Origin of the sequence: Ectorhizobium quercum (assembly GCF_026552795.1) — a bacterium.
Lineage (GTDB): Bacteria > Pseudomonadota > Alphaproteobacteria > Rhizobiales > Rhizobiaceae > Ectorhizobium > Ectorhizobium quercum.
The window spans coordinates 307,995-321,062 of record NZ_JANFPI010000003.1 but is presented as its reverse complement, the minus strand read 5'-3'; the positions used below and the strand labels follow the sequence as shown (position 1 = coordinate 321,062).

Annotated in this window: 12 protein-coding genes; 8 read left to right on the top strand and 4 right to left on the bottom strand. The window is 65.4% G+C overall.

Annotated elements, in window-relative coordinates:
• The first annotated feature begins 224 nt into the window (after positions 1-224).
• The 3 genes from NOF55_RS10045 (at position 225) to NOF55_RS10035 (ending at position 2,458) form a co-directional block, all read left to right on the top strand.
• Positions 225-1,664, top strand: coding sequence for an alkaline phosphatase (locus tag NOF55_RS10045; RefSeq protein ID WP_306411237.1), 1,440 nt, complete (start codon positions 225-227; stop codon positions 1,662-1,664).
• 100 nt (positions 1,665-1,764) lie between these two features.
• The gene (locus NOF55_RS10040) at positions 1,765-2,229 is read left to right on the top strand and encodes a hypothetical protein (protein WP_306411236.1); all 465 of its coding nucleotides are present in this window, start codon (positions 1,765-1,767) and stop codon (positions 2,227-2,229) included.
• 31 nt (positions 2,230-2,260) lie between these two features.
• Positions 2,261-2,458, top strand: a complete 198-nt coding sequence (locus tag NOF55_RS10035; RefSeq protein ID WP_306411235.1) for a hypothetical protein — start codon at positions 2,261-2,263, stop codon at positions 2,456-2,458.
• A 144-nt stretch (positions 2,459-2,602) separates the two neighbouring features.
• On the opposite strand, the gene NOF55_RS10030 is transcribed toward NOF55_RS10035, so the two are convergent.
• Genes NOF55_RS10030 through NOF55_RS10020 form a run of 3 tightly spaced genes read right to left on the bottom strand, consistent with a single transcriptional unit; the run spans position 2,603 to position 6,178 of the window.
• Positions 2,603-3,493 carry an IclR family transcriptional regulator gene (locus tag NOF55_RS10030; protein WP_306411234.1) on the bottom strand — a complete coding sequence of 297 codons (891 nt, stop codon included), beginning with the start codon at positions 3,491-3,493 and terminating at the stop codon, positions 2,603-2,605.
• 59 nt (positions 3,494-3,552) lie between these two features.
• Positions 3,553-4,737, bottom strand: a complete 1,185-nt coding sequence (locus NOF55_RS10025; RefSeq protein ID WP_306411233.1) for an MFS transporter — start codon at positions 4,735-4,737, stop codon at positions 3,553-3,555.
• Positions 4,738-4,744: 7 nt separating this feature from the next.
• Positions 4,745-6,178 (bottom strand): amidohydrolase family protein, encoded by a 1,434-nt coding sequence (locus tag NOF55_RS10020; protein ID WP_306411231.1) that lies wholly within the window; start codon positions 6,176-6,178, stop codon positions 4,745-4,747.
• A gap of 183 nt (positions 6,179-6,361) precedes the next feature.
• Between NOF55_RS10020 and NOF55_RS10015 the strand changes: the two genes are divergently transcribed.
• The 5 genes from NOF55_RS10015 to NOF55_RS09995 are packed head-to-tail and all read left to right on the top strand — an operon-like array spanning position 6,362 to position 11,551.
• Positions 6,362-7,279, top strand: a complete 918-nt coding sequence (locus tag NOF55_RS10015; protein ID WP_306411230.1) for an ABC transporter permease — start codon at positions 6,362-6,364, stop codon at positions 7,277-7,279.
• A 1-nt stretch (position 7,280) separates the two neighbouring features.
• A complete protein-coding gene (locus NOF55_RS10010; RefSeq protein WP_370868965.1) occupies positions 7,281-8,192 on the top strand; it encodes an ABC transporter permease in 912 nt (303 codons plus the stop codon).
• Positions 8,189-9,166 carry an ABC transporter ATP-binding protein gene (locus NOF55_RS10005; RefSeq protein ID WP_306411229.1) on the top strand — a complete coding sequence of 326 codons (978 nt, stop codon included), beginning with the start codon at positions 8,189-8,191 and terminating at the stop codon, positions 9,164-9,166. Before NOF55_RS10010 ends, NOF55_RS10005 begins: the two co-directional genes overlap by 4 nt.
• A complete protein-coding gene (locus NOF55_RS10000; protein ID WP_306411228.1) occupies positions 9,163-10,008 on the top strand; it encodes an ATP-binding cassette domain-containing protein in 846 nt (281 codons plus the stop codon). The genes NOF55_RS10005 and NOF55_RS10000 overlap by 4 nt, the downstream gene beginning before the upstream one ends.
• Before the next feature lies 1 nt (position 10,009).
• Positions 10,010-11,551, top strand: a complete 1,542-nt coding sequence (locus tag NOF55_RS09995; RefSeq protein WP_306411227.1) for an ABC transporter substrate-binding protein — start codon at positions 10,010-10,012, stop codon at positions 11,549-11,551.
• A gap of 45 nt (positions 11,552-11,596) precedes the next feature.
• Here NOF55_RS09995 and NOF55_RS09990 read toward each other — a convergent pair whose 3' ends face one another.
• Positions 11,597-13,000 (bottom strand): amidohydrolase family protein, encoded by a 1,404-nt coding sequence (locus NOF55_RS09990; protein ID WP_306411226.1) that lies wholly within the window; start codon positions 12,998-13,000, stop codon positions 11,597-11,599.
• Between the last annotated feature and the right edge of the window lie 68 nt (positions 13,001-13,068).

Genomic DNA, 13,068 nt, shown 5'->3' with positions numbered 1-13,068 from the left:
CGGTGAACCGGCCCGATGACCGGTGTCACCCGGGGGTTGCAGCGGACAGATAGCGGCCCATCGGCTCGCCACCACCTGGAACTCCCGGGCACGGCGAGACGGGCCGGAGCCCGGCGAGCGTTGCCGTCATCATTCGAGAGTGCCGGGCCTGCTGTCATGTTTGTGTAATGTCGTTACAATACATCCCTTCCAGTAGCGAATTCCCACGTTTCTGGAGAGAGATCATGACCATTCTCAAGAAGATTGCACTCGGCCTTTGCCTTGCCTCCGCATTGGTGTCGCCGGCTTTGGCGCAGAGCCCGCAGGCCAAGAACGTCATCGTGCTGATCACGGACGGCGCCGGCATGGAAACCTGGAGGGCGGCCAGCTACTTCCGTCACGGTGCGCTCGGTCACGAGGCCTATGACGATTTCGACGTCAAGGTTTTCGCCTCCACCCATCCGCTGAACACGTCCAACGAGCCGACCAACACCAATGACGGGGCCGTGACGTTCGACCCGTCCAAGCTCTGGGACAAGACCGGGGTCGACACGGTGTTCGAGGGCAATCTCGGCAACTATCAGGGCTTCTTCGCCGGCTACGACTACAGCCGCGCCGACTACACCGACAGCGCCGCCGCCGCCACCGCGCTCGCGTCCGGCACGAAGACCTACAATAACGCCATCAACTGGTCGAACACCGGGGAGAAGCTGAAGCATATCGGCGAATACGCGGTCGAATCGGGCCGGTCGCTCGGCGTCGTCACCTCGGTCGAATGGACGCATGCCACGCCCGCCGGTTTCCTCGGCCACAATGTCAGCCGCAACGACTATGAAGGCCTCGGCAAGGAAGTCGTCGACAGCGGTCTGGCAACCGTCGTCATGGGCACGGGCCATCCCTACTACAAGGGCGACGGCACGCAGATTTCCAACCCGGACGACAAGGCATTCCGCTTCGTCGGAGGGAAGGAAACCTGGGAACGCCTGACGAGCGGCCAGACCGAATACGCCCATATCGAGACGAAGGCCGATTTCGAGGCGCTGGCCGCCGGCAAGCTCAACCTCGGTGACAAGTCGAAGGTGATCGGCACGGTGCAGAACATCGAGACGCTTCAGTTCAATCGTCCGGGCGTGACCGCCGGCAACCTGCTCACCAACACGCCGGACCTCGCCACCCTGACCAGGGGCGCGATCAACGTCCTCGAAAAGAACGACAAGGGCTTCTTCCTGATGGTCGAGGGCGGCGCCGTCGACTGGGCCGCCCATGCCAACAACCTGCCGCGCCTGATCGAGGAGCAGATCGACTTCAACGAGGCCGTGGAGGCTGTCGTCGAATGGGTCGAGAAGGAAAGCTCCTGGGATGAAACGCTGGTGATCGTCACCACCGACCACGGCAACGGCCTGTTGCAGGGGCCGGATTCCAACGTCAACGCCTATAGCCCCGTCATCAATCAGGGCGCGGGTGCCCTGCCTCTGGTGCGCTGGAACAGCGATACCCATACGCGTGAGCTGGTGCCGCTCTACGCCCACGGTGCCGGTGCCGATTATTTTGTGACGAATGCCAAGAAGGATGCCGGCCTCGCCACCTATGACGTGCCGGAAGAAAACCAGGTCTATGTCGACAACACCGACGTGTTCCGCGCGGCCCTGAACGCCTTCGGCATCAAGGACGGCGAAGGTCTCTGACGCAACCGGACCTGCCTGCGGCGGGCGCCACAGGCAGGTCCGCCCATCGGAAAGGGCCGGGACGCGGCCCTTTCCAGCCCCATTCTGCTGGAGACGCGCCATGTCACCCTTTCGCGGCCTGCTGGCCACCGTTCTGATCTCCCTGATCTCCTGCGCTCTCGCCCATGCCGGCGACGATGCCCGTGCCCTGACCGGAAGCGGAAAAGCCTGGGCCACCGTTCGCAAGGCCGTCAGGCAGGGCGATACCGTGAGGATCGAACTGCGCTTCGAAACCGACTATGCCGGCTATTCCGGCGAAATCGTCTACGAGAAGCTGCCGGACGATGCGATCGACGGTGCCATCTACCTGTCATCCGGCGGCGAGCGCTTTCTCCTGCGCCGCGAAAACGGCAAAGTGGCCGCACCCGGCGAACTCAGGCTCAAGTTTAACTACGCTCCGGAAAAGAATCCGCGCGTCGGCGACTGGAAGGCAGCGTTTGCCGCTCCTCCCGCGGATGCGGCCGATATCATGCTCGTGCTTCCCAACGTCGCGCCCATCGGGCCGATTGCCATCAAGGCGCAGTAACCGAACCGGATGAACGATACGAGGCCTTCCCATGCGTGATACCATGCGCAGCACAACATTCCGGGCGCGGGGCGACACCGGCGTCGTTTATACGGTCGTCCAGATGCGCAGCCTCCCGGGCGGGAAAGACGAGGTTGAATTTGCCCTCTCCGATGGCCGCAAGGTGGAAAAGGTCGGCGAGGAGCAGTTCGAGATCGTCGCGACGAAGGAATTGATTTCCCGGATATGAGCGCCGTCGAAACCGGTCGCGTCATGGCGCGATTGCCATTCCGGTGGGACACGCCCGCCGCTTTCCACCAGCCGCCATCATTTCAATCATAAAGCTTTGTGCCTGAGCGAGCCTGCGCTGCGTGCCGGACGTCGGTTCGGTTATCTAGGGCACGAGGGCGGAAAGCTCCCTGGCCGAACGGCTGATAAGGGTCTGCAATATCCGCAGCCGCTCGTGATCGGGCGGGGCCGGCTGCAAATCTCCGCTGATCGAGCCGACGACGGCGCCCGACCTGTCGCGGATCGCGCAGCCGATGGCGACGGTTTCGGACCGGAACTCGCGATCCTCGACCGCAAAGCCATGTCGGCGCACCTGTCGGAGACTTTCGACCAGATCGCCGAGATTGTCGATCGTGTTGGCTGTGAAGGCCACCAGGCCCCGGTCGGCCACCACGCGGGCGATTTCCGTCTCCGGCAGCCAGGCGAGGATGGCTTTGCCGAGCGCGGTCGCATGGGCAGCGGACGACAGATCCTCGGTCGGTTCGCCGTCCTCGCCGAACTGGCAGAGCACGGTCAGCGCCGTGCCGGAAAAGCCGGCAAGCCGGACGCGGGCATGGGCTTCGGCGTGCAGCCGCTGGAGGATCGGCCTCGCCTCGCGCACGATGTCGAACCGGGTGCCGCGCATGGCGGCGAGCTCGGCGACCCTCGGGCCGAGATAATAGCTGCGGGGCTGGGCGAGCTTGCTCGCATAGCCGCGGGCAACGAGCGTGTTCAGGATATGGTGGCAGGTCGGCGTTTTCAGATTCGCCATGCGGGCCAGATCCTGAAGCCGCAGTTCCTGCGGCGCGTCCGCAAGCAGTTCCAGCAGGGTCAGCGCACGGTCGACCGATTGTATCAGCGTGCCGTCCTCTTCCTCGCGCGGGGTGGCGGAAGAGGAGCGGGCGGGTGCGATCTTCGGCGGCGCATCGTCGATCGACACGCTGGTGCGGTCTGGCGTCACGTCGGCCGGCTCCAGCCTGCGGGCGGAAACCGTTTCGGATTTGTTTTCAAGCGACACGTTCGGCAACCCTTGCCTTCTCCTGCTGGTTTTGCCCGGCGGCAAACCGTTCCGGTGCGTTATTCGGCAGGCTTGACCTTCACCTTGTCGCCCCGGCCGAGATGATTGACGAGCAGGGCGCACAGCGTGACAGCGAGACCAAGCGCGCAGACGCCGATCCACCCTTGGTAATGCCAGGCCTGGCTTCCCGCAAGGGTTCCCAGGGCTCCTCCGAGGAAGCGGACCACCATGTAGACGGTGTTGAGCCGGCTGGCGGCGGCCGGCTCGAGCGCCAGCACCTCCGCCATGCTGCTCACATGGCTGACCTGCATGCCCAGGTCGAGGAGAATGACCGCCGGAATGAGCCAGAAGAATCCGTCCCCCAGCGCCATCGTCAGGAAGGCGAGGGACATCAGCGAGCCGCTGACCGTGATCACGCTGCGCGACGGCATGCTTTCGGCGAGCCTGCCCGCATAGGGGGCGGCAAGGACGCCCATCGCGCCGGCGAGGGCGAGGAATCCGGCCATCGCGGGCGCCCTTCCTCCCCATTCGGGCCCGAGCTGGAAGATCACCGTCGTCCAGAACAGGCTGAAGCCGCCGAACTGCAAGGCGGCGACCAGTGCGATCCGCCGCAACGTGCCGTGGCGCGACACCAGCCCCGCGAGCGTCCGCATCAGGCTTGCGTAGCTTCCCGTATAGGCCGGCGGCATCACGGGAAGCGAGCGGCGCAACGCCACCAGCAGGACGAGCATCAGTCCGGCGGCGATCAGGTAGACGGACTGCCATCCGAAAAGCCCGCCGACAGCACCGCCGACGAAGCGCGACAGGATGATGCCGAGCAGCAATCCCGACATCACCGTGCCGATCGCCCGGCCCGCCTGGCCCGGCGGCGCGAGCTGGGCGGCCATCGGCGGCAGGAATTGCGGCACCACGCTGACGAAGCCGAGCAGCGCCCCCAGGATCACGACCGCCGGGAACCCCGGCGCGACGGCAAAGCATATCAGCATGGCGCAGGACAGCAGCATCAGCACCGATATGGCCTTGCGCCGCTCAAGGAGATCGCCGAGCGGCAGCAGCAGAAGCAATCCCGTCGCATAGCCGAGTTGCGTCCAGCTGGCGATCATCGCCGCCTGGCGCTGCGAAATCGCGAAGGTGCTTGCGAGTTCTCCGAGAAGCGGCTGATTATAATAGTTGTTGGCGACCACCGCTCCGGCGGTCAACGCCATCAGCCGGATCGTCCGCCGTGTCGCGGTTGCGTCGGTCATTGCGGCGTCACCATGCGAGATGGGGATAGCCGGCGTCCGCCATCAGTCGCGCCCCGCGCTGAAGGATTTCCGCCCGGGCCTTTGCCTCGGTCGCCGTATCCACCAGCCGCCCCGCCCGCTTCTTCACCACGCCGTTGATCAGCACCGTGTCGACATTGCCCGGATGGGCGAACATCACCACCGCATTTTCCGGATCGAGCGCGGGGGCCATGTTCCAGTCCGTCCTGCGCAGGAGAACGATGTCCGCCTGCTTGCCCGGGGTCAGCGAGCCGATGCGGTCTTCCATGCCCAGGACGCGGGCATTGTTGATCGTCGCCCATTTCAGTCCCTCGCCGGTGGAAATGTGGTCGCGCTGCATGACGCCGCCGCCGGTCCCGATGGTCTTGAGGTTCCGTTCCTCGTAGGCGGCGGCTTCCGGGTTGGTGCCTTCGTCGAGTTCGCGTTGCGTCTGCACGTTGTCGAAGAGGCGCTGCACCTGCAAGGCGATGCGCAGGCTTTCGAACATGGAGCCGGTGACGCCCACCTCGCTGTCGTTGGCGATCGAGGGACGTCCCCCCTGGGCGGCGACCCGCCCGACGAGCGGCGGGCGACCGTGCCCGCGGATCTCGACGATCGGCGTTGCGGTGATGGTGCAGCCCGCGTCGACCAGCGCCCTGATCTCCTCGTCGGGAATGTAGTTCGCATGCACGGCGTTGTGCCCCTCGGGCAGAAGCCCTTCGCGCCGGAGATCGAGATAGCCGCCGGGGTTCAGCCGGTTGCGCCGGCCCCAGACATGCGAACTGGAAACGAGCCCCATCTCCCTGGCGAGGGCGAAATCCTCACGGCAGACATCGATCGTCGAATAATCCGGTCCCAGAATGCACATGGCGAGCGTGACGAGCGCATCGTCGGAGGCAAGCCGTCCCTTGCGCAGCCGTTCGATTTCGGCGCGCGAATGCGGAATCTGTGAGAAATGAGGCTGGCCCGGCTGAGGCTTGGGCTTCACCGAGCCGTGGCCGAACAGCGCCCGGACGCCCGAGGCCGCAAGCCCGTCGATGGCAGCATCGGTATGATCCGGCGTCGGGTTGTTGTGACACCAGTCGAAAACCGTGGTCGTGCCCATATCGATCTGGGCAAGCCCGCCCGCCAGTTCCGAGGCCCGAAGGTCGTCAGGCGTGAAGCGCGGCGCGGCGCCGGCGTGGAGATAATCGTAATAGTCCGATCCGGTGAAGTTCGATCCGATGCCGCGTATCACCGTCTGCCAGAGATGATTATGCGCGTTCACCAGGCCGGGGATGGCGATCATGCCGCTGCCGTCGATCGTTTCGGCATCCTCGACGCCGAGATCGGCGCCCACGGCGCGAATGCGGTCGTTCTCGATCAGGATGTCGCCGCGGGAGAGGTTTCCGATGTCCGGATCGACGGACACGATCGCGGCGGAGTGGATCAGGATTTTTGCCATCTAATTATTTCACCTTATGAAATTATATAAGCCACTCTCTTGGTCTGTTCTTGAAGACTGCCCGACATTTTGGGACATGCAAGGGAAATTTTGCTTTTTTGGGCGAAAAATTGTTGACATAGACCATAATCTCCCGGAACCTTCCTACACCAGAGGGAAATAATTTCACAATACGGAAAACGTATGCTGACATACACATCCAGACGTCTCGGTCTGACGTTGCTCGTGCTCGTGACCGTTTCGATCATCACCTTCGCGCTCATGCGCCTCGCCGGCGATCCCGCCGTCGCCATTGCGGGGGCAGAGGCTTCCGCCGAAGAGATCGCCAGGGTTCGGGCCGACTACGGCTTCGACCGTCCGCTCGTCTTGCAATATGCAGGCTGGCTGAAGGACGTCGCCCAGGGTGATCTCGGCTTCTCCAACATATTGCAGCGGCCGGTCGTCGACGTCGTCGCCGAGCGGCTGCCGGTCACGCTCCGGCTGGCGCTGGCGGCGCTGGCGATCGCGCTCGTGCTGGCGATTCCGCTCGGCATCCTCGCGGCGATCCGGCGCAATTCGTCGGTGGACCGGCTGGCGCTGTCCTTCGCGGTGGTCGGGCAGGCGTTGCCCAACTTCTTCTTCTCGTTGCTCATGATCCTCGTGTTCGGGGTGTACCTGCGCTGGCTGCCGATCTCGGGCGACGCCACCTGGCAGCATTACGTCCTGCCCGCCATAGCGCTCGGATACGCCTCGACGCCGGCGATCATGCGCCTGACGCGGGCGGGCATGATCGAGGTGCTGGATAGCGACTACATCCGCACCGCCCGGGCGATGGGGCTCGGCACGCGCCGGGTGATCTTCCGCCATGCGCTGCGCAACGCGCTGATCCCCGTCGTCTCGCTGACGGCGGTCCAGCTCGGCTTCATGCTCTCCGGCTCGATCATCGTCGAGAGCGTCTTTTCCATGAACGGGCTGGGAAGGCTCGGTTGGCAATCGATCCAGAGGACCGATCTGGAGATGATGCAGGCGCTCGTTCTGATCGTCTCGGTGAGCTATCTGGCGCTGACCTTTCTGGCCGATGTGTTGAACGCGTGGCTCGACCCGCGAATCCGGGTGAGCTGACATGGTTGCACTTCCTTCCGACACCATTCCTTCTTCCGTCATCCAGCCGACCATGCCGACCGCCGGCGCCATTCTGCGGCGGCGCATCTTCGGCCATGCGGGCCTGTTGATCGGCGGCACGACGCTGGCGATCATCTGCGTTCTGGCCCTGCTGGCGCCGCTCATCGCCCAGCACGATCCCTATTTTCAGGACCTGGCACGCCGGCTGGTGCCGCCGGTCTGGCACGCCGACGGTTCGTGGAGCCATCCGCTGGGGACCGACGCGCTTGGCCGCGACTATTTCGCCCGGCTGCTCTACGGCGCGCGCATCTCGCTGCTGATCGGTTTCGGCGCCACCGCCGTCGCCGCCCTGATCGGCACGACTATGGGGGTTCTGGCCGGCTATTACGGTGGCCGGGTGGATTTCGTCGTCACCTTCCTCGTCAATGTGCGGCTGGCGCTTCCCGCCATGCTGGTGGCGCTGGTGGTGGTGGCGCTGGTCGGCGGGTCGCTCACCGTCGTCATCTGGACCCTGGGCCTTCTCATATGGGACCGCTTCGCGGTGGTCATGCGTGCGGCGACCCAGCAGATCCGCGGCCTCGATTATCTCGCCGCGGCGCGGGCCGCCGGCTGTTCGGCGCAGCGTATCCTGCTGACGGAGGTGATGCCGAACGTCATGGGGCCGCTCATCGTCGTGGCGACGCTGGAAATCGCCCAGGCGATCCTGTTCGAGGCGGCGCTCTCCTTCCTCGGCCTCGGCGTGCAGCCGCCGACCCCGTCCTGGGGGCTGATGATCGCCGAGGGCAAGACGCATATGTTCTTCCGCCCCTGGATCATCGCCATTCCCGGCGCGGCGCTCTTCATCCTCGTGCTGGCGGTCAACCTGCTCGGAGACGGCGTTCGCGACGTCAACGCGCCGGAGGGACGGTCATGAGCCTGCTCGAAATCGCGAACCTGCGCATCGACATCCCGCAGCCCGCCGGAATGCTGCATGCCGTGCGCGGTGTGAGCTTCACGGTCGAGAAGGGCGAGACGCTCTGCATCGTCGGCGAATCCGGCTGCGGCAAGTCGCTCACCTCGCAGGCCCTGCTCGGCCTCTCTCCCAGAAAGGCGAGCGTTTCCAGCGAGGCGATGCGTTTCGACGGTGAGGACATCACCCGCCTTTCGGAAAAAGGCTGGCAGCGGCTGAGGGGAGACCGGATCTCGATGATCTTCCAGGATCCGATGACGAGCCTCAACCCGAGCTTCACCATCGGCAGCCTGCTGGAGGAGGTCTTCATGCGCCACCGCCCCGCCGGCCGCAGGGCCGCGCGGGCGAGAGCGGTGGAGATGCTGGAGAAGGTCGGCATAACCAATGCCGCCGAGCGCCTGCGGCAATATCCGCACCAGCTTTCGGGCGGCCTGCGCCAGCGGGTGATGATCGCGATGGCGCTGATGTGCGACCCGGATCTGTTGGTCGCCGACGAGCCGACGACCGCGCTGGACGTAAACATCCAGATGCAGATCCTCCGGCTGCTTCAGGACCTCAAGCGTGACATCGGCATGGGCCTCGTTTTCGTCACCCACGATCTCGGCCTCGTCGCCCGCTTCGCGGACAAGGTGGCGGTGATGTATGCGGGCCGCATCGTCGAAAGCGGCCCCGTGACCGAGGTGTTCCGCCGTCCGAGCCATCCCTATACGCGGGCGCTGCTCGACTGTATCCCGGTTCCGGGCCGCACTGCGCCCGGCACGCCGCTCGGCGCGATCCCCGGCGTCGTGCCCTCGCTCATCGGGCCGCAGACCGGTTGCAGCTTCCGCGATCGCTGTCGCTTCACCGCGCCCGAATGCGTCACGCGCACCGTTGAACGGCATGAAAGCCCCAGCCACAGATACGAATGCCTGCGGACGCCTGAGGAGATCGGCGCATGAAGGAAGACATGCTTCTCGTCGCACGCGATGTTCACCGGATCTTCCGCATGCGCCAGGGTTTCGGCCGGCCGACGACGGAAATGCATGCGGTCAAGGGCGTCAGCCTCGATGTGCCGCGCGGCGGCGTTCTCGGCATCGTCGGTGAATCCGGCTGCGGCAAGTCCACCCTCGCCCGCATCATCGCCGGCCTCGACCGGCCGTCCTCCGGCACCGTCAAGCTGGACGGGCGCGATTTGCAGGATATCGACCGTCCGGAACTGGCGGATTTCGTCCAGCCCGTCTTCCAGGACCCCTATCTCTCGCTCAACCCGCGCAAATCGATCGAAACGATCATCAGCCTGCCCCTGCGCATCCGCCGGCGGCTGGGCGCGGCGCAGATCGCTGCCGAGGTGCGGCGGATGATGGACCTGACCGGCCTGCCGCAACGGCTGGCGACGGCCTATCCCTCCCAGCTTTCGGGCGGGCAGCGCCAGCGCGTGGCGATTGCGCGTGCGCTCATCTCCAGCCCGCAGCTTCTGATCTGCGACGAGCCGACCTCGGCGCTGGACGTCTCGATCCAGGCACAGATCCTCAACCTGCTGCAAGAGCTGCGCACCGAACTGAAGCTGACCTACGTGCTCATCAGCCACAATCTCGCGGTGGTGGAGCACATGGCCTCGGAAGTCATGGTGATGTATCGCGGCGACGTGCTGGAACGCGCCCCGGCATCGGAGCTTTTCGCCCGTCCCCGCACCGACTACACGCGCCTGCTCCTTGCCTCGATCCTCACCCCGGAGCCTGAAAAGGGCCTGCCGGACGTGCGGTTTCTGGAACCCGGAACAATCATCGACAGGGGAAACTGACATGATCTCCCGAACCTTCAAGCCGCTTCGCGCGGCCGCCGTGGCGCTGACCCTGCTTTCCGGCACCGCGCTGGCCGGGCCGGCGGATAATTCGCTGGTCTGGTCGACCGACAGGGAGGTGAACCTGCCCTTCGTCTGGTGGGACACGACATCCGAGATCGCCACCACCATGCATCATGTCTTCGATACGCTGGTCTATCGCAATCCGGAAACGCTGGAATATGAGCCGCTGCTGGCCACGAGCTGGAGCTGGGTCGACGATCGGACGCTGGAGTTCGTGCTGCGGGAGGGCGTCACCTTCCATGACGGCACGCCCTTCGGCGCCGACGATGTGGTGGACACCTTCGCCCATCTGACCGATCCCGCCGCCAAGGTGTTGAATGCGAGCTTGGTCAACTGGGTGGAAAGCGTCGAGAAGCTGGACGAATACCGCATCCGCATCCACATGGCCAAGCCCTATCCGGCGGCGCTCGAATTCCTCGCCGGCTCGCGGGACGTGATCCTGCCGTCCGAGGCCTGGGCGGGATTGCCCACGGCCGCGGACGGGACACGCGATTATACGAAGCTGCTGCCCGTCGGCACCGGCCCTTACCGGATGACGGAGTTCCGTCCCGGCGAGAGCTTCACGCTGACGCGCAACGAAGCCTATTTCGACGGCCCGAAGGGCAAGCCCGCCATCGGGACCATTGTCTTCCGGACCATTCCCGACCAGGAGACACGGCTTGCCGAACTGATGGTCGGAAATGTCGACTGGCTGATGGACGTGCCGCCGGACATGGCCGAGCAGCTTTCCGCCATGCCGGAACTCGAAGTGGTCGAGGGCCCGGACCTGCGGTTCGCCTATATCGCCCTCGACCGGACCGCGCGGGCGGGGCTCGAGCCCTTGAAGGACGTGCGCGTGCGGCGCGCCATCGCCCACGCCATCGATCGTCAGGCCATCGCGTCCGCGCTGGTCGGGCCGGGCGCGAAGGTGATCGACGCCGCCTGCTTCCCGACGCAGGTCGGCTGCACCGACGACGTGGCGCGCTACGAATACGACCCCGAAAAAGCCAAGGCGCTGCTGGCCGAAGCCGGGTATGCGGACGGCTTCACCCTGCCGCTCGGCGCCTATCGCGAACGGCCGCAGGCCGAGGCGGTGATCGGCTATCTGCGGTCGGTCGGCATTCCGGTCAACCTCCGCTACATGCAATGGGTCGGCCTGCGCGAGGAGATCGTCAACAACCGGCTGCCGGCGGCGTTGCGCACCTGGGCCTCCTCCGGTCTGAACGACGTGATCGGTTCGGCGAGCGTGCTTTTGAAGATGCAGCCCGACGACCTGTGCCAGAGCCCCGAAATCGCCGCGGCGCTGGAAAAGGGAGACACCACCGTCGATCCCGATGCCCGCAAGGCCGCCTATGCCGAGGCGTTCAGGATGATCGCCGACGAGGTCTGCTGGGTGCCGCTCTACACCTATGCCAAGCTCTACGCCTATTCCGACAAGCTCGATTTCCATCCGACGCAGGATGGCTTTCCGCTCTTCTATACGGCGCGCTGGAAGGATTGAGGCCGGGGAACGGCGGCCGGTGGTTTTCCGGCCGCCGTTTTCATATCAGGTAAGCGCCTCCGGAAAGGCGGCGAAGAGCCGTTCGGCCGAGGCCGCCTGTTTCGCCGCGAGCGTGGCGCGGTCGATGCCCGGCAGTTCGCCCCGGTGCTTCAAAAGCCGCCCGGCGACGATCACGTCCGAGACATCCGCCGCGGTGGCGAAATGCACCACGGCCTGCACCGGATCGACCGTGCCCATCATGGCGAGGCTGTCGCGGCGGATGACGATCAGGTCGGCCTGCTTGCCCGGCACCAGCGAGCCGATCCTGTGGTCGAGCCTGAGGGCGCGGGCATTGTCGATGGTCGCCCAGCGCAGGGCGTCGAGAGAGGCGACCGGCTTGCCGGTGACGCGCGAACTCGGCAGCGCCACCTCCCGCTCCTGTGTATCGCCGCCGGTTTCCGCAAGCCGCTTGTCGGCTTCCAGCGTGTTCCAGAGCCGGGCGCCGAGCAGAGAGACGCGCAGGGCTTCGAGCATCCCGCCGGGGCAATCGACCTCGGTATCCGGACCGATCGAAGGCCGCCCGCCCATGCGCAGGATACGGCCGACCAGCGGCTCGACGGGGTGGCTGCCAAGCTCCACGCCCGGCGTGGAGGTCAGGGAGGCGCCGGAATCGAGGATGACCTTCAATTCCTCGTCGCCGATATAGTTCGCATGGACGATGTTGTGATCGGGGCCGAGCAGCCCCTCCCGGGCGATGGCGAGATAGCCGTCGGGAACGAGCCGGTTGGGGAGGCCCCAGATATGGGCCGAGGACAGCAGACCGAAATCGCGCGCCATGCGGAAATCCTGGCGGCACACCTCGATGCCGGAATAGTCCGGCCCGAGGATGCATGCCGCCAGCGTGACCAGCGCGTCATCGGAGGAAAGACGCCCCTTGCGCAGCCGTTCGATTTCGCCGCGCGGATGCGGGATGGTGGAAAAATGCGGCTCGCCGGGCTTCGGCTTCGGCTTGACCGTTCCGTGGCCGAAGACGGCGCGAAGACCGGATTCCGCGAGCGCGTCGATGGCCGCATCGGTGTGGGCGGGCGTGGCATTGTTGTGGCACCAGTCGAAAAGCGTGGTGGTGCCGCCCTCGATCTGCGCCAGCGCGCCGACGAGCGTGCCGATATAGGTGTCCTCGGGCGAATAGCAGGGCGAAAGGCCCATATGGACCTTGCGGAAATAATCGCCGCTCTGCCAGTCCGCGCCGATGGCCCTGATCGAGCCCTGCCAGGTGTGCTGGTGGGCGTTGACGAGCCCCGGCATCACGATGGCGCCGGCGGCGTCTATGCGCTCGGCATTCCCGTCAGCGATATCCGGACCTATGGCGACGATGCTGTCGTTTTCGATCAGGACGTCGGCGCGGGGAAGGATGCCGGCCGTCTCGTCCATCGTGATGACCTGAGCGCCGGTAATGAGCAGTTTCGTCATGGGATTTCCTCGAAAGTCGGGTGGCGGCGGCAGGCTGGGGGCCGCCCGCCGCCGGGATGATCACTCGA

Excerpts from the sequence above, each read along its gene's own strand:
- NOF55_RS10000 (WP_306411228.1), top strand. The coding sequence starts at position 9,163 with ATGAAGGAAGACATGCTTCTCGTCGCACGCGATGTTCACCGGATCTTC.
- NOF55_RS10020 (WP_306411231.1), bottom strand. The coding sequence starts at position 6,178 with ATGGCAAAAATCCTGATCCACTCCGCCGCGATCGTGTCCGTCGATCCG.
- NOF55_RS09990 (WP_306411226.1), bottom strand. The coding sequence starts at position 13,000 with ATGACGAAACTGCTCATTACCGGCGCTCAGGTCATCACGATGGACGAG.
- NOF55_RS10005 (WP_306411229.1), top strand. The coding sequence starts at position 8,189 with ATGAGCCTGCTCGAAATCGCGAACCTGCGCATCGACATCCCGCAGCCC.
- NOF55_RS09995 (WP_306411227.1), top strand. The coding sequence starts at position 10,010 with ATGATCTCCCGAACCTTCAAGCCGCTTCGCGCGGCCGCCGTGGCGCTG.
- NOF55_RS10015 (WP_306411230.1), top strand. The coding sequence starts at position 6,362 with ATGCTGACATACACATCCAGACGTCTCGGTCTGACGTTGCTCGTGCTC.
- NOF55_RS10025 (WP_306411233.1), bottom strand. The coding sequence starts at position 4,737 with ATGACCGACGCAACCGCGACACGGCGGACGATCCGGCTGATGGCGTTG.
- NOF55_RS10035 (WP_306411235.1), top strand. The coding sequence starts at position 2,261 with ATGCGTGATACCATGCGCAGCACAACATTCCGGGCGCGGGGCGACACC.
- NOF55_RS10045 (WP_306411237.1), top strand. The coding sequence starts at position 225 with ATGACCATTCTCAAGAAGATTGCACTCGGCCTTTGCCTTGCCTCCGCA.
- NOF55_RS10010 (WP_370868965.1), top strand. The coding sequence starts at position 7,281 with ATGGTTGCACTTCCTTCCGACACCATTCCTTCTTCCGTCATCCAGCCG.
- NOF55_RS10040 (WP_306411236.1), top strand. The coding sequence starts at position 1,765 with ATGTCACCCTTTCGCGGCCTGCTGGCCACCGTTCTGATCTCCCTGATC.